Annotated in this window: 22 protein-coding genes; 5 read left to right on the top strand and 17 right to left on the bottom strand. The window is 69.0% G+C overall.

The window, feature by feature from the left end; genetic code table 11:
* Positions 1-193: 193 nt before the first annotated feature.
* From tcuB to FHY06_RS05650, 5 genes are all read right to left on the bottom strand, one after another.
* On the bottom strand, positions 194-1,420 hold the full coding sequence (gene tcuB / locus FHY06_RS05670; RefSeq protein ID WP_184603771.1) for a tricarballylate utilization 4Fe-4S protein TcuB: 1,227 nt from the start codon (positions 1,418-1,420) through the stop codon (positions 194-196).
* On the bottom strand, positions 1,404-2,831 hold the full coding sequence (gene tcuA / locus FHY06_RS05665) for an FAD-dependent tricarballylate dehydrogenase TcuA (protein WP_184604136.1): 1,428 nt from the start codon (positions 2,829-2,831) through the stop codon (positions 1,404-1,406). The genes tcuB and tcuA overlap by 17 nt, the downstream gene beginning before the upstream one ends.
* An 82-nt stretch (positions 2,832-2,913) precedes the next feature.
* The gene (locus FHY06_RS05660) at positions 2,914-3,840 is read right to left on the bottom strand and encodes a LysR substrate-binding domain-containing protein (RefSeq protein ID WP_132798164.1); all 927 of its coding nucleotides are present in this window, start codon (positions 3,838-3,840) and stop codon (positions 2,914-2,916) included.
* 128 nt (positions 3,841-3,968) lie between these two features.
* On the bottom strand, positions 3,969-4,736 hold the full coding sequence (locus FHY06_RS05655; RefSeq protein WP_019652166.1) for a class II aldolase/adducin family protein: 768 nt from the start codon (positions 4,734-4,736) through the stop codon (positions 3,969-3,971).
* Between the two features lie 159 nt (positions 4,737-4,895).
* Positions 4,896-5,489 carry an HD domain-containing protein gene (locus tag FHY06_RS05650; protein WP_126182093.1) on the bottom strand — a complete coding sequence of 198 codons (594 nt, stop codon included), beginning with the start codon at positions 5,487-5,489 and terminating at the stop codon, positions 4,896-4,898.
* Positions 5,490-5,643: 154 nt separating this feature from the next.
* Between FHY06_RS05650 and FHY06_RS05645 the strand changes: the two genes are divergently transcribed.
* On the top strand, positions 5,644-6,366 hold the full coding sequence (locus FHY06_RS05645; RefSeq protein WP_184603770.1) for a Crp/Fnr family transcriptional regulator: 723 nt from the start codon (positions 5,644-5,646) through the stop codon (positions 6,364-6,366).
* Positions 6,367-6,381: 15 nt separating this feature from the next.
* Here the strand turns inward: FHY06_RS05645 and FHY06_RS05640 are convergent, their stop codons facing one another.
* The 8 genes from FHY06_RS05640 to FHY06_RS05605 form a co-directional block, all read right to left on the bottom strand.
* The gene (locus FHY06_RS05640; protein ID WP_184603769.1) at positions 6,382-7,554 is read right to left on the bottom strand and encodes an ABC transporter substrate-binding protein; all 1,173 of its coding nucleotides are present in this window, start codon (positions 7,552-7,554) and stop codon (positions 6,382-6,384) included.
* A gap of 86 nt (positions 7,555-7,640) precedes the next feature.
* Positions 7,641-10,094: an ATP-binding cassette domain-containing protein gene (locus FHY06_RS05635; RefSeq protein WP_184603767.1), complete on the bottom strand. Its 2,454-nt coding sequence runs from the start codon at positions 10,092-10,094 to the stop codon at positions 7,641-7,643.
* Between the two features lie 17 nt (positions 10,095-10,111).
* Complete coding sequence (locus FHY06_RS05630) at positions 10,112-10,522, bottom strand: VOC family protein (RefSeq protein ID WP_019652172.1); 411 nt, start codon at positions 10,520-10,522, stop codon at positions 10,112-10,114.
* 35 nt (positions 10,523-10,557) lie between these two features.
* Positions 10,558-11,013, bottom strand: coding sequence for a helix-turn-helix transcriptional regulator (locus FHY06_RS05625; protein WP_145758653.1), 456 nt, complete (start codon positions 11,011-11,013; stop codon positions 10,558-10,560).
* A gap of 70 nt (positions 11,014-11,083) precedes the next feature.
* Positions 11,084-11,839 (bottom strand): tRNA (guanosine(46)-N7)-methyltransferase TrmB, encoded by a 756-nt coding sequence (gene trmB, locus FHY06_RS05620; protein ID WP_132751300.1) that lies wholly within the window; start codon positions 11,837-11,839, stop codon positions 11,084-11,086.
* Positions 11,839-12,801 carry a tRNA glutamyl-Q(34) synthetase GluQRS gene (gluQRS, locus tag FHY06_RS05615; RefSeq protein WP_184603764.1) on the bottom strand — a complete coding sequence of 321 codons (963 nt, stop codon included), beginning with the start codon at positions 12,799-12,801 and terminating at the stop codon, positions 11,839-11,841. Before gluQRS ends, trmB begins: the two co-directional genes overlap by 1 nt.
* A 10-nt stretch (positions 12,802-12,811) precedes the next feature.
* On the bottom strand, positions 12,812-13,939 hold the full coding sequence (locus tag FHY06_RS05610; RefSeq protein WP_184603762.1) for an NAD(P)/FAD-dependent oxidoreductase: 1,128 nt from the start codon (positions 13,937-13,939) through the stop codon (positions 12,812-12,814).
* Positions 13,940-14,088: 149 nt separating this feature from the next.
* Positions 14,089-15,042 (bottom strand): LysR substrate-binding domain-containing protein, encoded by a 954-nt coding sequence (locus FHY06_RS05605; protein ID WP_019652177.1) that lies wholly within the window; start codon positions 15,040-15,042, stop codon positions 14,089-14,091.
* 162 nt (positions 15,043-15,204) lie between these two features.
* Here FHY06_RS05605 and FHY06_RS05600 point away from each other — a divergent pair, with 162 nt between their 5' ends.
* The 4 genes from FHY06_RS05600 (at position 15,205) to FHY06_RS05585 (ending at position 18,177) form a co-directional block, all read left to right on the top strand.
* Positions 15,205-15,906 carry a pirin family protein gene (locus FHY06_RS05600; protein ID WP_019652178.1) on the top strand — a complete coding sequence of 234 codons (702 nt, stop codon included), beginning with the start codon at positions 15,205-15,207 and terminating at the stop codon, positions 15,904-15,906.
* A gap of 87 nt (positions 15,907-15,993) precedes the next feature.
* Positions 15,994-16,413 carry a DoxX family protein gene (locus tag FHY06_RS05595; protein ID WP_019652179.1) on the top strand — a complete coding sequence of 140 codons (420 nt, stop codon included), beginning with the start codon at positions 15,994-15,996 and terminating at the stop codon, positions 16,411-16,413.
* Between the two features lie 140 nt (positions 16,414-16,553).
* Complete coding sequence (locus FHY06_RS05590) at positions 16,554-17,105, top strand: flavodoxin family protein (RefSeq protein ID WP_019652180.1); 552 nt, start codon at positions 16,554-16,556, stop codon at positions 17,103-17,105.
* Positions 17,106-17,253: 148 nt separating this feature from the next.
* Positions 17,254-18,177: a pirin family protein gene (locus FHY06_RS05585; protein WP_019652181.1), complete on the top strand. Its 924-nt coding sequence runs from the start codon at positions 17,254-17,256 to the stop codon at positions 18,175-18,177.
* A 78-nt stretch (positions 18,178-18,255) separates the two neighbouring features.
* Here FHY06_RS05585 and FHY06_RS05580 read toward each other — a convergent pair whose 3' ends face one another.
* The 4 genes from FHY06_RS05580 to FHY06_RS05565 all read right to left on the bottom strand — a co-directional run bounded on the left by FHY06_RS05580 (position 18,256) and on the right by FHY06_RS05565 (position 22,786).
* Entirely contained in the window at positions 18,256-19,824 is a 1,569-nt protein-coding gene (locus tag FHY06_RS05580) for a tripartite tricarboxylate transporter permease (protein WP_019652182.1), read from the bottom strand.
* Positions 19,825-19,828: 4 nt separating this feature from the next.
* Positions 19,829-20,359: a tripartite tricarboxylate transporter TctB family protein gene (locus FHY06_RS05575; RefSeq protein ID WP_184603760.1), complete on the bottom strand. Its 531-nt coding sequence runs from the start codon at positions 20,357-20,359 to the stop codon at positions 19,829-19,831.
* A gap of 155 nt (positions 20,360-20,514) precedes the next feature.
* Positions 20,515-22,119, bottom strand: coding sequence for a sensor histidine kinase (locus tag FHY06_RS05570; RefSeq protein ID WP_184603759.1), 1,605 nt, complete (start codon positions 22,117-22,119; stop codon positions 20,515-20,517).
* The gene (locus tag FHY06_RS05565) at positions 22,070-22,786 is read right to left on the bottom strand and encodes a response regulator (protein WP_019652185.1); all 717 of its coding nucleotides are present in this window, start codon (positions 22,784-22,786) and stop codon (positions 22,070-22,072) included. Before FHY06_RS05565 ends, FHY06_RS05570 begins: the two co-directional genes overlap by 50 nt.
* Positions 22,787-22,816: the final 30 nt, after the last annotated feature.

Raw genomic sequence — 22,816 nt, 5'->3', positions numbered from 1 at the left:
CTCCCTGAATAATCGATCGCTCGACCGAAATTAGTTTTTTCGGATTATTCGAGCGCGCGATTCGAGGAGGGTGGCCAGTCGCTGAAAGCCAGCCGGTGCGTGAATAAATTCGCAGAGAAAGTGCGTTGGCAGGCCAGTTAAATTCTGACGGGAATAATTTCAGGACGCCTCCGCGCCACCGGAGGTCCAGCGATCAATCCGCGCCCAGCTGCAATCGGCTCGGCAGCCTTTTCTCGATCGCGAACTTCAGCAGTGCCGCCGAGCGGAAGATGCCGTGCGCGAACTTGCCGTAGGGCAGCGTGAGAAAGAGCGCCATCACCACGCCCAGGTGCACCGCCAGCAGCAGCGCCATGAAGCGCGTGTCGCGCCACGCCAGCAGCGCGAGGCCGGTGAGGCTGGTGAGCAGCAGCAGGGCGATAAAGCCGCGGTCCATCGGGCGCTGTGCCGTGTCGCCATGCGCCGGGTCGCGCCGCAGGTTCAGCCACAGCAGGCCCGCAGGGCCGATCAGCAGCCCGAGGCCGCCGGCAGTGCCCAGCAGCACCGGCAGACTGGTCAAGGCATAGGGAGCATGCAGGTCGAGCAGGTAGTGGTAGAGCGTCGCCACGCAGGTCGATGCAAAGCACAGCATGAAGCCGTAGAAGGTGAAGTGGTGGAAGCGCCTGCGCCACGGGGTGAAGCGGTCGTCCTCGTTGTTGCAGCCTTCGCCGTGGCCGCCGTCGAGGTACTTCAGGCGCAGCGCGTCGTGCGCGGCCTCGACGCTGGCGCCGCCGCGCACGCCCGGCAGGTCTGGCGCGTTCTGCGGATCGTTCGCCGGAGACACCTCGCGCCAGAAGCGGCGCACGCCCATCGCCAGCGCGAGCATCACGAAGAGGAACACCGCGCCGAACACCAGCGCGAGCAGGTTGTGGGGAAAGATCGCGTAGAAGTTGCCCGCCATCGGCTCGTGCATCAGCGAGCCCGACATCGCCATGGCCAGCACCAGGAAGAGGGCGAGCCCGCCCGCCAGTGCCAGTGCGACCGTGAGGCCGGCCCTGCGGTACAGCGCCCCCATCGCGGGCGGCCAGGCGTAGTCGTGGTACGTCTGCATGCGCACCCGCGCCATGGCCTGCGGCACGTTCACCGCGAACTCGTGCGGCGGCGCGTACTGGCAGGCGTGCAGGCAGGCGCCGCAGTTGTGGCAGAGGTTGGCGAGGTAGTGGGTGTCGGCCTTGTTGCCGAAGTCCAGCCGGCGCGTCATGGCCGGGAACACGGCGCAGAAGCCTTCGCAGTAGCGGCAGGCGTTGCAGATCTGCAGGATGCGCGCGACTTCCTCTGCGCCGGCAGTCAGCGGCAGCGCGGGGGCGATGGAAATCACGCGCCGTGCTGGCGTGCCCTGGGCATCCGCTTGTGCGCGCGTGATGAGATCAGTGAGCTGCTGCAAGCGCGGCCTCCTTGTCGTTCTTCGTGGAGGCCCGCGCGGCTTTCGCTGCCTGCGTGCCTGCGATGCGGCCGAAGGCCGTGCCGATGCTCATGCCGACGCCCGCGGTGTAGCCCTTGCCCAGCACGTTGCCGGCCATCATCTCGCCGGCAACGAAGAGGTTCGGGCTGGGCCGTCCGCCGAATCGCACGGCCGCCGTTTCGTCGACCTTCAGGCCCAGGTAGGTGAAGGTGATGCCGGGCCGCAGCGGATAGGCATGGAAGGGCGCGGTGTCGATGGGGCGTGCCCAGTGCGTCTTGGCGGGTGCGAGGCCCTCGGTGCGGCAGTCGTCCAGCGTGGTGTGATCGAAGCGGCCGACGCGGCATGCGGCGTTGTAGTCCTCCACGGTGCGCACGAAGGCGGCTTCGTCCAGCCCGATCCTGCGTGCGAGTTCGCCGAGCGTGCCGGCCTGCGTGCCGGGAAACACCGGCGGCATGAAGCGCCCGACCGCCTTCTGGTCGATGACCGACCACGCGATCTGCCCCGGCTGCTGCGCCACCAGCCGGCCCCAGATCGCATAGCGCTTGGGCCAGAAGTCCTCGCCCTCGTCGTAGAAGCGCTTCGCCTCGCGGTTGACCACCACGCCCAGCGACACGCAGTCGATGCGCGTGCATATGCCGCCGTCGTACAGCGGTGCGCGTGCGTCGATGGCCACCATGTGGCCCTGCGACGGGTCGCCGATGCTGTCGGCGCCCGCCTCGATCATGTGCTTCAAGAGCACGCCCTGGTTGAAGCGCGTGCCGCGGATCAGGAAGTTGTCGGCCGGCCATTCGCCGCGCTCGTTCCGTCCCCATGCCTCGCGCAGCCATTCGCGGTTCGACTCGAAGCCGCCGGCGGCCAGCACGCAGCTCCTCGCTTCGATGCGTTCGCCGGCCTCGGTGCGCACGGCCACGAAGCGGTCGCCGTCGAGCTCGACCGAGGCCACGGGCGTGTCGTACCGGATCTGCACGCCGAGCCGTTCGGCGCTGCGGAAATAGGCGTTGACCAGCGCCTTGCCGCCGCCCATGAAGAAGGCGTTGGTGCGCGCGACGTGCAGCGCACCCGACAGCGGAGGCTGGAAGTGCACGCCGTGGCTGCGCATCCAGTCGCGGCAGTTGGACGAGGCGCGGATCACCAGGCGCGCGAGGCGCTCGTCGGTGAGGCCGCCGGTCACCTTCAGGAGGTCCTGCCAGTACTCCTCTTCGGGATAGGCATCGACCAGCACATCCTGTGGCGCGTCGTGCATGCAGCGCAGGTTGCGCGTGTGCTGCGAATTGCCGCCGCGCCATGCCTTGGGCGAGGCTTCGAGCAGCAGCACCGAGGCGCCAGCCTCGCGCGCCATCAGGGCGGCGCAGAGGGCGGCGTTGCCGCCTCCGACAACCAGTACGTCGATCACTCTCACTCGTGGGTCTCCTTGGGATCGGGAGACTGTAGGCAGGCCGGCCTTCAGGCGAAAGGCCGGTTCGGGCAAGGGGTGTTCACGTTTCGAGAAGGCTGGCGCCTGCCCAGAGTCCGTCGCGCACCAGGGCGCGCGCCGTGTCGGCCACCACCACGCGGGTGGCCAGCGCGGCGGGGGAGAGTTCGTCGTCCGACAGGCTCACGAGCAGGTTGCGCCGGCCCACGTGCGCGTCCGCGATCTGGGTGAGCTGCAGGTCGTCGCGGCCATGCCGCGCGGTGGCGGCGCCGGGCTGGATGGTCGCGCCGTGGCCGGCGCGCACCGCATCCATCAGCAGCGCGAGGCCGTCGACCTCGGCCACGATGCGCGGCGAGATGCGGGCCCGCGTGAAGGCGGCCGTCAGCGTGGCGCGCAGGCCGTGGCTGCCGCTGGGCAGGATGAGGGGCAGCTCCGCCAGCTGCGCGAGCCGCACGCGTGCACCGGTGGGGCGGTGCGCCAGCGTGGGAGAGGCGATCACGAAGAGCTTCTCGGCCAGGAGCGGCGTCACGCTCCATCGCCGCGGCGTGTCGGTCTGGAACAGCACGGCCAGGTCGAGCTGCCGTGACTGCAGCATGGTCGTGAGATGGCCCGAGAGCGACTCGACCAGGTGCAGCCGCACCTCGGGGTAGCGCTCGCGCATGGCCCGCATGAGCGGCACGCCGAGCACCGTGGCGGTGGTGGGCGCCAGGCCCACGCTCACGTGGCCCGAGAGCCGCGCCTGCTGCGCCGCGAGCACCGCGTCGTCGGCATGGCGCAGAACGAGCTGGGCCTGGTGAAGGAAGGCCACGCCGGCATCGGTGGGCACCACGCCGCTGGCGCTGCGCTTGAGCAGCCGGGTGGAAAGCTCGCCCTCGAGCCGGCTGATCTGCTGGCTCAGCGCCGAGGTGACGACGCCCAGTTCGACCGCGGCGCGGCCCATGCTGCGAAGCTCGCAGACCTTGACGAAGTAGCGCAGTTGCCTCAGTTCCATCGGGCGATCATCGCACCGGCAACGGGGGCCGGCACCTGTCAGCTGCCCCGGCGGGAAGGCAAAAAAATGGCCGCCGGCACCCGTCGCGCAGGCGCTGGCAGCCGTGGAAACCGGGACCGGCGAAGGGCCTACTGCTTGTAGCTGTCGTCGATGCGGTCGAGCTTGCGGATGAGCGCGGGCCAGACGAACTGCCCGCCCAGGCCGCCGGTCTGCACCTTCATGGCCTGGCCCACGCCTTCCACGATGCGCGGGTCCACGTGCGTGAGTTCACTTCCGCCCGACTGCGCCGCGATCTGGATCTGGCAGGTGGCCTCGAAGGTGTACATCGACAGGAAAGCGTCCGCGATGGTCTTGCCGCAGGTCAGCAGGCCGTGGTTGCGCAGCATGAGGAAATTGGCGTTGCCCATGTCGGCCTGCAGGCGCGGCTTCTCGTCGTCGCGGAAGGCCACGCCCTCGTAGTCGTGATAGGCCAGCGAGGCCAGCACGAAGGTCGACTGCTGGCTGATGGGCAGCACGCCGTTCTTCTGCGCGCTCACGGCGATGCCGGCGCGGGTGTGGGTGTGCAGCACGCACTGGATGTCTTCCCGCGCCGCATGCACCGCGCTGTGGATCACGAAGCCCGCCGGGTTCACCGGGTAGGGCGAATCGATGACCTTGTTGCACTGCTGGTCGACCTTCACTAGGCTCGACGCGGTGATCTCGTCGAACATCAGGCCGTAGGGGTTGATCAGGAAGTGGTGCTCGGGGCCCGGAATGCGCGCGCTGATGTGCGTGAAGACCAGGTCGCTCCATCCGTGCAGCGCCACGAGGCGATAGCAGGCGGCAAGGTCGACGCGCAGCTGCCACTCCTCGGCGGAGACCAGCTTCTGGATTTCGGGTTGTGCGAAGGCGTTCATGGTGGGGTGTCCTTTGGAAGTTGTCGAAATCGGGCGGCCGGACGCGGAGGGTGCGAAGGCTGCGCAGCAGTCGCAGGAGGAAGACCAAGAAATGGTTTCCGGTTTTCTCTTCGACTCCTGCGTGGCTCTTGTCTTCCTTGTGCGTTCGGCTGTCGGACCTCAGGCGGCCTGTGCAGCAGGCTGCAGCGCCGATTTGTAGATGCTCTGCTTCGGCTGCGCCATCACGCGGCGCAGCATGGGTTCGAACTCGCTGATGGGCAGGGTCTCGGCCTTGGGGTCGAAGGCGGGGTTGTCGTAGAGCGCGCAGAACTCGGCGGTGCGCTCGTAGTGCGGGTGCCCCTTGAAGTTGTCGCGCATGTCGCGGTCCAGGCCGATGTGGTGGAAGAAGTAGTGGCCCTGGAAGATGCCGTGGTTCTGCACCATCCAGTGGTTGGCCTCGCTCACGAAGGGCTTGAGGATGGCTGCGGCGATGTCGGGGTGGTTGAAGCTGCCGAGCGTGTCGCCGATGTCGTGCAGCAGGGCGCACACCACGTATTCCTCGTCGCGGCCGTCGCGCAGCGCGCGGGTGGCGGTCTGCAGGGAGTGGGTGTAGCGGTCGACCGGGAAGCCGCCGTAGTCGCCTTCGAGGATCTGCAGGTGCTTGATCACGCGAGCGGGCAGGCCGCCCGCGAACTGCATGAATTCGCCACCGATCAGCTGCCAGTCTTCGCGCGTGCTTTCCTGCATGCTCTTGAAACTTGCGCGTGCATTCATCGCCGGAGTCTCCGTTCTTTTGAGTCCTGTGGGGGAGCTGGCCACTGTATGCCTGCGCTTGACCATCAACTGTCAAGAATTTGACAATGCGGGGTTCTGGTAAACCCCCGTTCCCGCGTCATTCCTTCGTTATTCCTTCGTCATTTCCATCTTCATGGCCGCCACTTCGAAGCCGCGTCTTTCCGCCGCGCACCGTGCCGCGCTGGAAGGCAACCCGTGGTTCATGAGCATGCCGCGCGCTCAGCGCGAGGCACTGGTGGGTGCGGCCGAGCTGCACCACGTACGCCGCGGCGCGATGGTGTTCCGCCAGGGCGACCCCATCCATGCCACCGACGGCGGCTTCTACGGGCTGGTGGCGGGCACCATCAAGGTCTCGTCGCTGCGCCAGGACGGCCGCGAGGCCATCCTCGCCGTGCTGGAGCCGGGCAACTGGTTCGGCGAGATCACGCTGATCGACGGCTCGCCGCGCACGCACGACGCCACCGCGCTGGAGGCGCTCGACCTGCTGGTGGTGCCGCCCGCGGCCTTCCTGCAGCTGATGCGCGATGTGGTTTTCTCCAACGCCATCGCGGCGATGCTCGCTTCGCGCGTGCGCATGCTCTACGGCCTCGCGGAGGACGCCACCCTGCGCAGCCTGCGCGCGCGGGTGGCGCACCGGCTGCTGGTGCTGGCGCGCGGCGACGCCACGCAGTCGGTGCAGCTGCGCCACGAACTGCAGCTGCCGCAGGAGGCGCTGGCCATGATGCTCGGCGTGACGCGCCAGACGCTGTCGAAGGAGCTCAATGCGCTGGCGGCCGAGGGCGTGCTTTCGCTGGGCTACGGGCGCATCGAGCTGCGCTCGCTCGACGCGCTGCGTGCGCTCGTGAGCACCGGCTAGAAGGGCGGGTGCCGCCTACCTCAGCACCCGCCCGTCGGCCGAGATGCTGATCAGGTCGATGTTGCGCACGCTGTCGCGCAGGCCCGGGCGCAGGTTGATGCGGAAGCCCCCCACGTCGTAGTCGGTCATGCCCGACATCACCCGCATGAGGCCCGCGGGGTTCAGCCCCCGGCCGGCGCGCTTCACCGCCTCGCCCGCGGCCTTGGCCGCGATGAAGCCCTCCAGGCCTTCGTACGAGGGGTTCTGGTCGGAGTTGTCGACGGCCGCGAGGTACTCCTTGACGATCGGAATGGCCGAGGGGCGCGGCGAAGGCACCACCTGCGAGATCACGATGCCGCCGATGTCCTTGCCGAGCGTGGCGTAGAGCGGGTCGATGCCGACGATGGAGAAGGCCATGAAGCTGCCCGAGTAGCCGCTCTTGCGCAGCTTGCGGATCGCGTTGGCCGTGGTGCCCGAGAGCGACACCAGCACGATGGCCTGCGGCGACTGCTTCTGCACCTCCTTCAGGGCCGCATCCAGCTTGTCGCCATTGGCCGGCACCAGCGCGCTGGCGACCAGCGGCGTGAGCTTGAGTTCGCTGATGGCCTGCTCCACGGCCGCGAGGCCGGCGCGGCCCATGGCGTCGTCGTCGCCCACCAGCGCCACGCGCGTCTGCCCCACGGTGGCGCACTGCCTCACGATCTTCAGGGCCTCGTCGATCATGCCGGGGCGCACATGGAACACGTTCGGATGATCGGCCCCGCGCAGCGTGTCGGAAGCCGCGAAGGGCGCGAACAGCAGGCTGCCCTGCTGCGTGGCGACGTTCGCGCCGGCCTCGCTGCTGGCCGTGCCGACGAAGCCGAAGAGCATGTCGGCCTTGTCGGTGGTGAGCAGGGTGCGCGCATTGGCGGCGGCGCGGGCCGCGTCGTAGCCGTCGTCGAGCTGCAGCAGCTTGAGCTGCAGGCCGCCGGCCGCATTGCGCTCGTTGAACGCGGTCACCGCGAGGCGGCTGCCGGCCGCGAAGGCGTTGCCGATCTCGGAGGCGCTGCCAGTGAGCGGCACCGATTGCCCCAGCAGCACGACGCGCGCTGCTCCGGCCGCGGCCGCCGTCCGCGCGGTCTGCGCCATGACGGGGTGGGCTATGCCGATGCCGCTTCCGAGCACCAGCGCGCCTGCCTTGCCCAACCATTCCCTGCGTGACGTGTTCATTGGACACCTTCTTTCACATTAGTAAAAAAGTGTAGCAATTTCAGGGCCAGGGTGGAAGGCAGGCATGCCCGCTGAAGGGGCTTCGATCAGTCTCCCTTCACGTAGCCAGCGAGATGCCTGCCTGTGAGCGTCGAGCGCTTGGCGACGAGGTCCGCCGGCGTTCCCTCGAAGACGACGCGCCCGCCCTCGTGCCCCGCGCCGGGGCCGAGGTCGATGATCCAGTCGGCATGCGCCATCACGGCCTGGTGGTGCTCGACCACGATGACCGACTTGCCCGAATCCACCAGCCGGTCGAGCAGGCCCAGCAGCTGCGCCACGTCGGCCAGGTGCAGGCCGGCGGTGGGCTCGTCGAGCACGTAGATGTCGCCTTTCTCGGCCATCTGCGTGGCCAGCTTGAGCCGCTGGCGCTCGCCGCCCGACAGCGTGGTGAGCGGCTGCCCGAGCCGCAGGTAGCCCAGTCCCACGTCGGCCAGCCGCTGCAGGATGGCGTGCGCGGCCGGCGTGCGCGCCTCGCCTTCGCCGAAGAAGGCGAGGGCCTCGTCCACCGGCATCGCCAGCACCTCGGCGATGTCGCGCCCGCCGAAGCGGTACTCCAGCACCGAGGCCTGGAAGCGCTTGCCGCCGCATTCCTCGCAGGGGGTTGCCACGCCGGCCATCATCGCGAGGTCGGTGTAGATCACGCCCGCGCCGTTGCAGGTGGGGCAGGCGCCTTCGGAGTTGGCGCTGAAGAGAGCCGGCTTCACGCCGTTGGCCTTCGCGAAGGCGTTCCGGATCGGGTCGAGCAGCCCGGTGTAGGTGGCCGGGTTGCTGCGCCGCGAGCCGCGGATGGCGCTCTGGTCGATGCTCACCACGCCCGCGCCGGCCGGAATGGAGCCGTGCACCAGCGAGCTCTTGCCCGAGCCAGCCACGCCGGTGACCACGGCGAGCACGCCGAGCGGAATGTCGACGTTCACCTTGCGCAGGTTGTGCGTCGTCGCGCCGCGTATCTCGAGCTTGCCGGTCGGCTTGCGAACCTTCTTCTTCAGCGTCGCCCGGTCGTCCAGGTGCCGCCCCGTGACCGTGCCGCTGCCGCGCAGCCCCTCGACGCTGCCCTCGAAGCAAACGCTGCCGCCGGCCGAGCCCGCGCCCGGGCCGAGGTCGACGACGTGGTCCGCGATGGCGATGACCTCCGGCTTGTGCTCGACCACCAGCACCGTGTTGCCCTTGTCGCGCAGCCGCAGCAGCAACTCGTTCATGCGCTGGATGTCGTGCGGATGCAGGCCGGTGGTGGGTTCGTCGAACACGTAGGTCACGTCGGTGAGCGAGGAGCCGAGATGGCGGATCATCTTCGTGCGCTGCGCCTCGCCTCCCGACAGCGTGCCCGAGGGCCGGTCCAGCGAGAGGTAGCCCAGGCCGATCTCCACGAAGGAATCGAGGCTCGCAGCCAGCGCCTGCAGCAGTGGCGCCACCGAGGGTTCCTTCAGGCCGCGCACCCACTCGGCGAGGTCGCTGATCTGCATCGCGCAGGCGTCGGCGATGTTGACGCCCCTGATCTTCGACGAGCGCGCCGGCGCCGCGAGCCGCGTGCCCTCGCATTCGGGGCAGGTGGAGAACGTCACCACGCGCTCCACGAAGGCGCGCACGTGCGGCTGCATCGCTTCCACGTCCTTCGACAGGAATGATTTCTGGATCGTCGGGATCAGCCCCGCGAAGGTCAGGTTGATGCCGTCCACCTTGATCTTCGTCGGCTCCTTGTAGAGCAGGTCGTGCAGCTCGTTCCTGGTGAACTTGCGGATCGGCTTGTCCGCGTCGAAGAAGCCGCAGCCGCGGAAGATGCGCCCGTACCAGCCTTCCATGCTGTAGCCGGGGATCTTGAGCGCGCCTTCGTTGAGCGACTTGCCGTCGTCGTAGAGCTCGGCGAGGTCGAAGTCGGTGACCGCGCCACGCCCCTCGCAGCGCGGGCACATGCCGCCGATGCGGTTGAAGCTTTCCTTCACCGTCTTCGTCTTCGCACCGCGTTCCACGGTGATCGCACCCGCCGCGCTGACCGAAGGCACGTTGAAGGCGAAGGCGCCAGGCGGCCCGATGTGCGGCTTGCCCAGGCGGCTGAACAGGATGCGCAGCATCGCGTTGGCGTCGGTGACCGTGCCCACGGTCGAGCGCGGGTCGGCGCCCAGGCGCTGCTGGTCGACGATGATCGCGGTGGTCAGGCCGTCGAGCACGTCGACGTCCGGCCGCGCCAGCGTGGGCATGAAGCCCTGCACGAAGGCGCTGTAGGTCTCGTTGATCAGCCGCTGCGACTCGGCCGCGATGGTGCCGAACACCAGCGAGCTCTTGCCCGAGCCCGAGACGCCGGTGAACACCGTCAGCCTGCGCTTCGGGATCTCGATGCTGATGTCCTTGAGGTTGTTCTCGCGCGCGCCGTGCACGCGGATCATGTCGTGGCTGTCGGCGGCGTCTTGCGCCTTCGCAGGCGCCGCCGCCCTCGCTGTCGTCTTTGTTGCTGTCTTTGCGGCTGTCTTTGCGGCCGTGGTCGTCTTCTTCGTCGCCTTGGTGCTCATCGGTCCGTCTCTCCGCCTCAGCCCAGCTGCTGGATGCGGATCAGGCTGCCCGCGGGGTCGCGCACCGCGCAGTCGCGAACGCCGTAGGGCTGGTCGGTCGGCTCCTGGACGATCTCTGTGTCGCTGGCCTGCAGCTTCGCGAAGGTGCCTTCGAGGTCGGGCGTGGCCAGCAGGATGGCAGCGTAGGTGCCCTTGGCCATCATCTCGGCGATGGTGCGGCGCTCGTCGTCGGTGATGCCGGGGTAGGCGGCCGGCGGCGAGAGCACGATGGAAACCCCGGGCTGGCCCGCGGGGCCGACGGTGATCCAGCGCATGCCGCCGTATCCCACGTCATTGCGGACCTCGAAGCCGAGCAGGTCGCGGTAGAAGGCGAGCGAGGCCTCGGGGTCGTTGTGCGGCAGAAAACTCGCGTGGATGCTGATGTTCATCGTGGTCGCTCCGGTGTGTTGTTGTCGAGGAGCGCTCAGTCTAGGTTCGACCGTGGGGCCGGCGCTTCTCGATTCCTGATCGGTCGCGTGACCTGCTTCGACACGCACGGCGGCATGCCCTCGGTCTGCATGGCGGCCTCGCGGCGGTAGGCGCTGGGCGACATGCCCACCAGCTCGGTGAAGCGCGTGCTGAAGGTGCCCAGCGACGAGCACCCGACCTCGAAGCAGACCTCGGTGACGCTCAGGTCGCCCCGGCGCAGCAGCGCCATCGCGCGCTCGATGCGCCGCGTCATCAGGTAGGAATAGGGCGCCTCGCCATACGCGAGCTTGAACTGGCGGCTGAGGTGGCCTGCCGACATGTGCACGCCGAAGGCGAGGGCCTCGACGTCCAGCGGCTGCGCGTACTCGCGGTCGATGCGGTCGCGAACCCGGCGCAGCCGGGCGAGGTCGCGCAGATGGAGCTGCTCTGCGTCAGTCTTGTTGCTGGTCATCCGCGGCATCGTGCCATGCCGCGGCAGCAGGCTCAATCCGGCAAGGCCCGCTCGGGCCGATGCGAGTGCGTCAGGCCTTGCGCTCGAACACCAGGTCCCACACGCCGTGGCCCAGCTTGATGCCGCGGTTCTCGAACTTGGTCAGCGGCCGGTAGTCGGGCTTGGGCGCGTAACCCTCTGCGGTGTTGCGCAGCAGCGGCTCGGCCGAGAGCACCTCGAGCATCTGCTCGGCGTAGGGCTGCCAGTCGGTCGCGCAGTGGATGTAGCCGCCGGGGCGCAGGTGCTGCGCGAGCTTGGTCACGAACCCGGGCTGGATCAGCCGGCGCTTGTTGTGGCGCTTCTTGTGCCACGGGTCGGGAAAGAACACGTGCACGCCGGCCAGGGTGCCGGGCTGCAGCATGTGGTCGAGCACGTCGACCGCGTCGTGCGCGCAGATGCGGATGTTCGACAGCTGCTGCTCGCCGATGCGCTTGAGCAGCGCGCCCACGCCGGGCTCGTGCACTTCGCAGCAGAAGAAATTGGTGTCGGGCAGCACTGTCGCGATGTGCGCGGTGGCCTCGCCCATGCCGAAGCCGATCTCCAGCACCGTCGGGCCGGCGCGGCCGCCGAAGGTGGCGGTCAGGTCGATCGGCTCGGGTTTGTAGGGCACGAGGAACAGCGGCCCCAGCTCGGAGAAGGCGCGCGCCTGTCCCTCGGTGGTGCGGCCGCCGCGCTTGACGAAGCTCTTGAGGCGGCGGTGCAGCGGATGGGGCTTGTCGGCGCCTTCGTCGGCACCCTCGTCATGGCCCGGCGGAAGGTCGTTGGACACGGTATCGGAAAGATTCATCACGGGCGCGAATTGTAGAGAGCACGCCATTCGGGCACCCAGCCGGCCAGCGCCGCAGGGCAGTCGGTGGCCGTGGAAGGGCTCAGGCCCAGCACGCGCGCCGCGGCGTCGAGCGCGGCCAGCGCGGCGGCCGGGGAGCGGGTGTCGATGGAGGTCGCGCCGTTCTGCTTGGAGAGCTTGTCGCCGTCGGCGCCGCGCACCAGCGGCGTGTGCAGGTAACTTGGCGTGGGAAAGCCCAGCGCGCGCTGCAGAAGGATCTGGCGCGCGGTGTTGTCCACGAGGTCCTCGCCGCGTACCACGTCGGTCACGCCCTGTTCGGCGTCGTCGACCACCACCGCGAGCTGGTAGGCCCACGGGCCGTCGGCGCGGCGCAGCACGAAGTCGCCGACCTCGCGGCTCACGTTCTGGCACGGGCGGCCGAGGCGGCGGTCGGTGAAGCAGAGTTCGCCGCCAGCGGTCGCATCGCCGGCGTCTTCCTCCCAGGGTACGCCGGGCGTGGGCGGAAGGTCGGCCTCGAATTTCTCGGTGGCGAAGCGCCAGGCGCGCGCGGGCTTGCCGTGCAGCCCGTCGCGGCAGGTGCCGGGGTACACGCGTTCGCCGTGGCGTTCGTGCCGCTGACCCAGCCTGGCGAGCGCTTCGCTGATGTCCTTGCGCGAGCAGCCGCAGGGATAGGCGAGGCCGCGCGCCTTCAGCCGCTCCAGGGCGGCCTCGTAACGGTCGGTGCGCCGGGTCTGCCACACGGGCGGCTCGTCGGGCAGCAGGGCGCAGGCGGCCAGCTGCTGGAGGATGTGCTCGCCCATGCCGGGCAGGCAGCGTTCGGTGTCGGCGTCTTCGATGCGCACCAGCCAGCGTGCCTGCGGGCCGCGCGCGCGAACGTCGAGCCAGCTCGCGAGCGCGGCCACCAGCGAGCCCGCGTGCAGCGCTCCGGTGGGCGATGGCGCGAAGCGGCCGGTCTCCCTCATCGCGGCCCGGTCAGATCGCGTCGAGCGCGAGCGACAGTCCCGAGAGGAAGGCTTCCTCCACACGGTGGCCGGTGCACCAGTCGCCCGCGACGCCGATGCGGGCCTTGGCGTCCCACAGGTGGGTGGTGCCCACGGGCACCTGGGTCTGGGCTTCGTCCCAGCGGGTGGCCTGCGCATGCGCGGGCGTGGCGTAGATGCCGGTGATCTCGGCGAAGGCGCGCAGCAGCTTGGCTTCCACGCGCGAGGGTGCGTCGCGCAGGTGTTCCTCCGACCAGGCGGCGCTGGCCTGCAGCGTCCAGCGCTCGACCGGCTCGCGCCCGGGCTTGGACGATTCGCGCGCCAGCCAGGCGACGCGGTGGTGCGTGCTGCGGGCCGCGTTCCACTGCGGGCCCAGGTGGGACATGTTGGGCTGGTTGGCCTGGGGGTAGGCGATCATCAGCGTCCAGCAGGGCGCGATGCGCACGGGGGCGATCTTGCGGGCCAGCGTGGCCGAGAGCTTGCCGCCGTCGCCCAGCAGGGCACGGGCAGCGGAGGGCGGCACCGCGAGCAGCACGGCGTCGAAGCCCGAATAGACGTGCTGCGAATCGTCGGCACCGGCGGTGCGCAGTTGCCAGCGCTTCGCGTCGAGCGCATCGGGCTCGATCTGCGTGACGCGCGCGCCGGTGACGAGGCTGTCGCCCAGCGGCTCCGCCCAGCGGGCGACCAGCGAATCCATGCCGGGCTGGGCCACCCAGTGCGGCTCGAGAGAAGGCAGCGCAGCTTCGGCCACGCGGCCGTGTGCGTCGAGCACGCGCACGAGGTTGGCGCTCCAGCGCTTGCACACGCCGGGGGTGTTCTCCAGTGCCAGGGCAAAGCGCGGATCGCGCACGGTGAAGTACTGGGCGCCGCTGTCGAAGCGGCCGAAGGCGGTGTCCACGCTCGCCATGCGCCCGCCGGGGGCGTCGTTGCGCTCGAACAGCGTGACCTTGTGGCCGGCCTGCACCAGCGTCCGCGCGCAGGCCACCCCGGCGATGCCGGCGCCGACGACGGCGAAGTGGCGGGGCTGGGCGGGCTGTTTGGGCTGTTTAGGGGCCGGCGGGGTTCGGTGACGGTCGGCGGCGGCCTTGGCCGGTTTCCTTGCAGTTGCGCGAGTGCTCATGAACGGCTCTTTTCTTCTGGATGGAATGCGGATGGATGTGTCTGCACTCTACATCGGTCCGGCAGCCGCTCCGCCTGAGGGCACACCCTTAGCGGCGCCGCGCGATCCTCGGCAATACTCGTCGGCCCCGTCGATGGAGCGCGGCTGCGTCATCGGCCCCGATGGCGCTCCAGCAGCGCGCGCCGCGTGCCTTCGTGCTCGAACTGCGCGAGCCACCATTCGAGCGCGCGCCCCGGCTTGCCGGCGCTCGGCACCCGCCATGCGCAGTGCAGCGATCCCAGCGGCGGCTTGCGCTCCGTCTTCAGCTCGACAAGATGCCCGGCCTCGATGTACGGCCGCGCCATCGGCTCAGGCAGGAATCCACCGCCCAGCCCGTGCAACTGCGCCGCGATCTTGGCCTGCATGCTCGGCACGGTGAGCACGTCCTGCCCGCCGACCAGGTTCACCGTCATGCTGGGCCCATGGCGCGCCGAATCGGCCGCCGCCACTGCGCGATGCCGGCGCATCACGGCATCGGTCAGCGGCTGGGTTTCGCGTGCGAGCGGGTGGTGCGGCGCCACCGCATAGACGAAGCACAGCTCGCCGATGAGTCGGCTGCGGATGCCGGTGGCGCTGAAGGCCAGGCTCGCGGCATCGAGCACCGCGCCGATGGCGAGGTCGGCTTCGCCCGTGGTCAGTGCCTCGATGGTGCCCAGCAGGGTCTCGTCGCGCAGTTTCAGCCGGGTAGGCGGCTCCAGCGCGAAGAAGGCGGTGGCCAGGTCGAGCAGCGGGTCGCGGGCGATCACGCTGTCGACCGAGATGGTCAGCATCGCCTCCCAGCCGGTGGCCACGCGCTTCACCCGGTTGGCCACCGCGTCGATCTCGCCGAGCAGCCGTTCGGCCTCGCGCAGCAGCTCGGCGCCGGCCTCGGTCATCCGTGCCTGGCGGGTGCTGCGGTCGAACAGCAGCACGTCGAGGGCGTCCTCGATCTGGCGCACCCGGTAGCTCAGTGCGCTGGGCACGAGGTTCAGGGCGCGGGCGGCGGCGGCGAAGCTGCCGGTGGCGGCCACTGCCTGGAGCATGGCAAGTGCGTCGGGGGTCAGCACGTCTCTGGGGCTGGGCATGGCGGTTCCATTGATCAAAATATTTGAATGGTGCCATCAAACCGCGGCGTCTTTCGAGCGGGTGCCGAGACCCAAAATTCTTCACATCCGCTGCGCATCCGGCGCGGCATACGAAGAAGGCCCGCACACCCCCCACAGGGGCAGGGCAGAAGGAGTCAGACGATGTTGCAAGTCCGTAAATCACAGGAACGCGGTTATGCCGACCATGGCTGGCTGCGCTCCTTCCACAGCTTTTCCTTCGCCAACTACTACGACCCGGCCCACATGGGCTTCGGCAACCTGCGCGTGATCAACGAGGACCGCGTGGCGGCAGGTGCCGGCTTCGGCACCCACGGCCACAAGGACATGGAGATCATCAGCTACGTGCTCTCGGGCGAACTGGCGCACAAGGACAGCATGGGCAACGTGGAGAGCATTCCCCCGGGCGACGTCCAGCGCATGAGCGCGGGCCGCGGCGTGATGCACAGCGAGTTCAACCACAAGGCCGACCAGACCACGCACTTCCTGCAGATCTGGATCCTGCCGAAGGAGCGCGGCATCGAGCCCGGCTACGAGCAGAAGAAGTTCAGCGACGACGAGAAGCGCGGCAAGCTGCGCCTGGTGGCGTCGCCCGAAGGCAGCGAAGGCTCGGTGAAGGTGAATGCCGATGCGAGCCTGTACGCCGGTCTCTTCGACGGCGACGAGAAGGCCAGCCTCTCGCTCGACCCGAAGCGCAAGAGCTACGTGCACCTGGTGCGCGGCGAGCTCGAAGTGAACGGCCAGAAGCTCTCCGGCGGCGACGCCGCGATGCTCGAAGGCGAATCGCAGGTGACGCTGGCCGGCGGCAAGGATGCCGAAGTGCTGGTGTTCGACCTGGCCGCCTGATCTCCCCCTTGCCGGGCGCTGGCCGCCCGGCTTTTTTTCACCCGTGTCTTTTTTCCAGTCCAGTCAACAACCGAGGAGTTCTCAACCATGGCAACCGCAAACACCGCACCCAACCCCGCGCAGGACACGCTGGCCCTCATCGGCCGCATCCTGATCGCCTACCTGTTCATTCCGGCCGGCATCGGCAAGCTCATGGGCTTCAGCGGCACCGTCGGCTACATCACGTCCGTCGGCCTGCCGCTGCCCGAGGTGGGCGCGGTCATCGCGATCATCGTGGAGCTGGGCCTGGGCATCGCGCTGCTGCTGGGCTTCAAGACCCGCTGGACCGCGATCGTGATGGCGATCTTCAGCATCGCGACCGCGCTGTTCTTCCACAAGTACTGGTCGGCACCCGATGCGATGAAGATGATGCAGCAGATCAACTTCAACAAGAACATCGCCATCGCCGGCGGCCTGCTCGCGCTCGCCGCCTTCGGTCCTGGACGCTTCAGCATCGACAAAAAGTAAGCTTTCCCCCAGGCTTCGCGCACCTCGTGTCGCTTCGCCGCCCCCTCGCCGGGGGCAACACCTGAGGCCCGGCAGAGCCGGTTCCTCGGTGTTCCGCGAAGAGACCGCCTCCCTTCCTTTTTCATTCAGGAGTTCCAAAAATGGCAAACATCGTCGTCGTCTTCCATTCCGGCTACGGCCACACCCAACGCGTGGCGCAGGCCGTCGCCGACGGCGCGGGCGCGCAGCTGCTCGCCATCGACGCGGACGGCAACCTGCCCGAAGGCGGCTGGGAGCTGCTGGCCGCGGCCGACGCGATCGTCTTCGGCTCGCCGACCTACATGGGCGGCGTGAGCTGGCAGTTCAAGAAGTTCGCCGACGCCTCGTCGAAGGTCTGGTTCACGCAGGGCTGGAAGGACAAGCTCTTCGCCGGCTTCACCAACAGCGCCACCATGAACGGCGACAAGGTCACGACCCTGAACTACCTGTGGACGCTGGCGATGCAGCACAGCGGCATCTGGGTCAGCATGGGCATCCTGCCGAGCAACAACAAGGCGGCCACGCGCGACTCGTTGAACTACGTGGGCGGCTACGGCGGCCTGCTGACGCAGGCACCTTCGGACGCCAGCCCGGCCGAGATGTCCAAGGGCGACTTCGACACCGCCCGCGCCTTCGGCGAGCGCATCGCCACGGTGGCAAGATCGCGGGGCTAGAACTCGCCCCCGGGCTTCGCGCACTTCGTGCCGCTGCGCCAACCCCCTCGCAGGGGGCAGCACCGGCGGCCCGGCAACGCCGGTTGCGCGGTGTTCCGCGAACTGGATGCGACGAACGAAGCCGATCAATCACTCACGGAGAAACACGATGACCGACGCCACCCCCGAAACCCGACTGCTCAAGCCGCACGACAAGGACCTCGGAGGCGGCTTCAAGGTGAGAAGGCTGCTGCCCGCGGCGCAGCAGCGCTCGGTCGGTCCCTTCGTGTTCTTCGACCACTTCGGCCCGGCCACCGAGCAGCCGGGCAGCGAGCATGACGTGCGTCCGCACCCGCACATCGGCCTCTCGACGGTCACCTATCTCTTCAAGGGCGCGATGATGCATCGCGACAGCCTCGGCAGCGTGCAGGAGATCCTGCCCGGCGCCATCAACTGGATGACCGCCGGCCGCGGCATCGTGCACTCCGAGCGCAAGCCAGAGCGCCTGAAGGCCGACACCTACGTGAACCACGGCCTGCAGCTGTGGGCCGCGCTGCCGCAGGCGCACGAAGAAATCGAGCCCAGCTTCGAGCACACCCCGGCCGACGCGATTCCCGAACTGACGCAGCAGGGCGCGGCGGTGCGCGTTCTGGTGGGCGAGGCCTTCGGCGCCCGCTCGCCGGTGAAGACGCTTTCGCAGACCGTGTACCTCGACATCGCGCTGCCGGCAGGCGGGCGCTTCGAGCTGCCCGCGCTGGCGCCCGAGCTGGCCGTCTACGCGGTCGATGCCGACCTTGCGGTGAATGGCGAGCCGGTCGAGGTCCACACCATGGCCGTGCTGCCGCACGGGCAGGGTGGCACCATCACTGCCGACGCCGCCGTGCGCCTCGTGGTGATCGGCGGCGAGCCGCTGGACGGCCCGCGCTACATCACCTGGAACTTCGTCTCCAGCAGCCGCGAGCGCATCCTCGAAGCCGGCGCCGACTGGGCAGCGCAACGTATGGGCCATGTGCCGGGCGAGACCGAGTTCATCCCGCTGCCCGGCAAGCCCTTCGGCGTGCGCGAGCCCGATACGGGCACCACGCCGGTCTGAGCCTCGGCAGGCATGCGGAGGTAAACGCCAAAGAAGAAAGGCCCGCGATGCGGGCCTTTCGTTTTCCTGCCGGGCTGCCTACTTGCCGCCGATCGTCAGGCTCTCTGCAGGCGGTGCGCCCTCGGGCGCCTTCGGCAGCTCGAGCACGGCCTTGCGGCTGCCGCGGCCGCGCCATGCGGAGTAGCTCACGCCCAGCAGCAGCAGCGCGCACAAGCCGATGAAGGTGGCGCTGATCGGCCGCGTCACGAACACCGACATGTCGCCGCGCGACAGCAGCAGCGCGCGGCGGAAGTTCTCCTCCACCATCGGCCCGAGCACGAAGCCCAGCAGGATCGGCGCGACCGAGAACTCCAGCGTCATCAGCACCGCGCCGACGATGCCGAACACCAGCACTTCCCAGATCTGGAAGAGGCTGTTCTGCGTGCTGTACACGCCGGTCGCAATGAAGAACATCGCGGCCGGGAACAGGTACTTGTAGGGCACCTTCAGGAGCTTCACCCACACGCCGATCATCGGGACGTTCAGGATCACGAGGATCACGTTGCCGATCCAGAACGAGGCGATCAGGCCCCAGAAGATGTCCGGGTGCTCGGTGATGAGCTGCGGACCGGGCTGGATGCCCTGGATCAGCAGCGCACCGAGGATCAGCGCCATCACCGCGTCGCCGGGAATGCCCAGGCTCATCGTCGGTATGAAGTCGACCTGCGTCTTCGAGTGGGCCGAGGCCTCGGGGCCGGCCACGCCTTCGATCATGCCGGTGCCGAACTTGTTGGGCGTCTTCGACACCTTGCGCTCCAGCGCGTAGGCGATGAAGGTGGTGATGGTCGGGCCCGTGCCGGGCATCGCGCCGAACACCGTGCCCACCAGCGTGCCGCGGATCATCGCGGGGAAGGCGCGCTTGAGCTCTTCCTTGCTCGGGCGCATGTCGCTGAGCTTGAGCGTGCCGGTGTCGCCGATGGCCTTCATGCGGTTCACGTTCAGCAGGAAGTCGGCCACGCCGAACAGCCCCATCGAGATCGCCACCAGTTCGAGGCCGTCGCTCAGCTCCGGCAGGCCGAACGCGAAGCGGAAACTGCCGCTGTTCACGTCGGTGCCGACCACGCCGCACAGCAGGCCGAAGAGCGTCATCGCCACGCCCTTGAGCGGCGAGCCGCGCGACATGGTGGAGCCGGCCAGCAGGCCCAGCAGCATGATCGAGAAGATCTCGGTCGGGCCGAACTTGAACGCGATCTGCACCAGCAGCGGCGAGGCGAAGATCATCACGATGATGCCGACGGAGGCCGCGAAGAACGAGGCGATCATCGTCACGCCCAGCGCGACGCCTCCCTTGCCCTGCTTGGTCATCGGATACCCGTCGAGACAGGTCACCGCGTGCGGCGGATGCGAGGGCATGTTCATCAGGATGGCGCCGATGGCGCCGCCGTACTGCGAGCCGTAGAAGATGCCGGCCAGCATCAGGATGGCGGGCACCGGATGCATCACGTAGGTGAGCGGCAGCAGGATCGAGATGGCCTGCAGCGCGCCCATGCCCGGCAGCACGCCGATGAGGTTGCCCACCAGCACGCCGAAGAAGGACCACATCAGGTTCGAGCCCTGGAAGGCCACGCCGAAGCCGTACCAGAGGTCGTGGAGCGATTGACCGATCATGGCTTCAGCCTCCCCACTGGAAGAGGGGCAGCTGCAGCTTCAGCGCCCACCAGAACACGACCACTGCGATGAAGCACATCGCAAGCGAAAGCAGCAGCGCCTCGGTCAGCGTGTTGTCGCGGTCGCCGAGCGCCGAGATGAACACGATCGCGAAAGTCGCGGGCAGCAGTCCGCCGTATTCGCCGAAGAGCAGGAAGGCGAGGATGCCGAGGATGATGCAGATGCCGCCGCGCAGGTCGGGCATGCCGCCCGGGTGGCCGTGCGAGGCCGCTTCCTCGCTCGCGCCGCCGCCGGACTTGTCGCCGCGTGCGGACACCGCGATCAGCAGGCCGGTGAGTGCCAGCAGGGCGCCGAGGGCGACAGGGAAGAAACCCGGCCCCATGTGCGCGAGCTCGCCCACGCGGTAGCCGACGCCGGCATAGACGGCTGCCAGCCCGACGACGATCAGCAGGGCGCCGCCGTAGTAGTCCTTCTTGAATTTCGAAGCGGGCCGGGGCGCGTGCGAGGCCGTTTCTTCACCGAGCTGGTGCTGCATATGTCTCCTTCATCTGGAAGGAGCGCAGTCTAGGAAGCGGGGCTTTCAGTCCCCTTTCGGAGGAGGCCTTCACGGCCTTGCGGGCCGCAAAATACGTGTAATCACGTACCGGTGTATCGGGTGAAACCCTTGCGGAAACGGCCTCTGCAAGGCCTTCAGCGGTCTCGCGGAGCGAGCACCGGCAGCCTGAGCGTCGCGCGCAGTCCGCCGCCGTTGGGGCGCTCTGGTGTGTCGGCGTTCGATAGTTCGATCTCGCCGCCGTTGCGCCGCGCGTAGCCGCGCGCGATGGCGAGGCCCAGTCCCGCGCCTTGCGCCGGACCCGTGGTGGTGGAGCTGTCGCGATGGAAGCGCTCGAACACGCTCTCGCGCCGCTCGGGCGCGATGCCGGGTCCGCTGTCGCAGACCTCGGCCAGCGCATGCGTGGCATCGCGCCGCACGGTCACGGTGATATTGCCGCCGCGCGGCGTGTACTTGATGGCGTTGTGCACGAGGTTGGAAAGCACCTCGTGCAGTTCGGCCGCGTTGGCGGCCACGGGCAGCACGGGAGCCTCTCCTTCGTCGTCGCTTGATCGGTCCGTGCCGTCTGCTTCTTCCGTGCCGATGTCGCCGCGCGCGTCGACCCAGCCGAGGTCCTGGTCGTTCTCTCGCGCGAGCGGCAGGTACTGCAGCACCACGCCGCGCGCGATGGCGTTGAGATCGGCCACCGCGGCGCCGGCCGGCGCGGCTTCGTCGCCCGCGGTGGCATGGGCCAGCGCCAGCAGCTGTTCGCTCAGGCGGCGCGTGCGTGCGAGCTGCGCGACGATCGCGTGCAGCGATTCGCGCATGCGCGCCGGGTCGGTCTCGCGCACCGCGTAGCCGGCCTGGATCGACAGGATGCTCAGCGGCGTGCGCAGCTGGTGCGAGGCATCGGCGAGGAACTGCGACTGCTCCGCCACCAGGCGCCGGTGGCCGGCGATGTGGTGGTTGACCGCGTCGACCAGCGGCGCCACCTCGTGGGGGACGCCGCCGGCGTCCAGCGGCGTGAGGTCGTCGCGCGGGCGCTCGCGCAGCGAGCGGCGCAGGCGCTCCAGCGGGCGCAGCGTCCAGGCCACGCCCAGCCACACCAGCAGCGCCATCACCACCACCATGCGCGTGTCGCGCAGGAACTCCTGGCGCAGCGTCTCGGCCTGCGCCTCTGTGCGCGGGCCGGTGCCCTCTGCCGCCTGGATGAGCACGCTGTAGGCCGCGCCGGGATGGACGTTGTCGTACACCGTCTGGCGCAGCGCGGCCACGCGCACCGGGTGCTGCTGGTAGACCGCGTCGTAGAACACGGGAGTGCCGTCGGGCGGGCGATGCGCCGGGCGCGGCAGGCCGGGCACGCCCATGAGGGTGGTCTCGGGCGAGTTCACGTCCAGCGTCTCGCCCTTGGGAATGCGCTGCACGCCGACGTGCAGGTACTTGTAGCGCAGCCGGGTGGACTCGAACATCGCCTGGATCGAGAAGGGTTCCTGCACGCGCACGCTGCCGTCGCTGGCCACCACGATGCCGTTGGCCAGGGCCTGCACCGGCTCCAGCAGGCTCTGGTCGTAGGCGACCACGAGCGAGTCGGTCAGCGCGCGGTAGTCGTTCCAGCTGTCCAGCGCCAGCAGCACGACCAGGCCCGGCAGCAGCAGCGCCAGCAGGCGCGCGCGGATGCCTAAGCGCTGCGGCTGTTGCTGCCGATGCTGCTGCTCAGTCGTGTGCGCCGGGGAATTCGCTGCGGACTGGGGCTGAGGTTCCATCGGCGATGCTCTCCAGCATGTAGCCCAGGCCGCGCACGGTGACGATGCGCACGTCGCTGTCCGCGAGCTTGCGGCGCAGCCGGTGCAGCACCACCTCGATGGCGTCGGGGCCGGCGGTGCTGTCGTTGGTGAACACCTTGGCGAAGAGCTGCGACTTGCCCACCGGGGAGCCGCTGCGCAGCAGCAGGGCGGTGAGCGCGGCCTGCTCGCGCGGCGTGAGCGACAGCAGCGTGCCGCGCAGCGTGAAGGCGCGGCTCTGGCTGTCGTAGGAGAGCGAGGCGCATTGCAGGCGCGGGTGCTGCTTGCCGCGGCTGCGCCGCACCAGCGCCGAGAGCCGCGCCTCGAGCTCCTCCAGCTCGAAGGGCTTGGTGAGGAAGTCGTCGGCGCCGAGGTTCAGGCCGCGCACCCGGTCCTGCAGCGCGCCCTGCGCGGTGAGGATCAGCACCGGCGTGCGGTCGTCGGCGGCCCGCATGTCGGCCAGCACGCTCAGGCCATGCTTGTCTGGCAGGCGAAGGTCGAGAACGATGGCGTCGTATTCGGTGCCGGCCATGAAGGCCTCGGCGGTGCGTGCGTCGGGCGCGTGGTCGGGCACGAAGCCGCTCTGCGTGAGCGCGCGGACCAGCCACGAGGCCATGTCCAGTTCGTCTTCCACCAGGAGGATGCGCATGGGGAGCCTGTGGGTCTCGTCGTCGCCGCG

The sequence above is a fragment of the Variovorax atrisoli genome (genome assembly GCF_014195185.1).
Classification (GTDB): domain Bacteria; phylum Pseudomonadota; class Gammaproteobacteria; order Burkholderiales; family Burkholderiaceae_C; genus Variovorax; species Variovorax atrisoli.
This window is presented reverse-complemented; position numbering and strand designations above follow the sequence as displayed.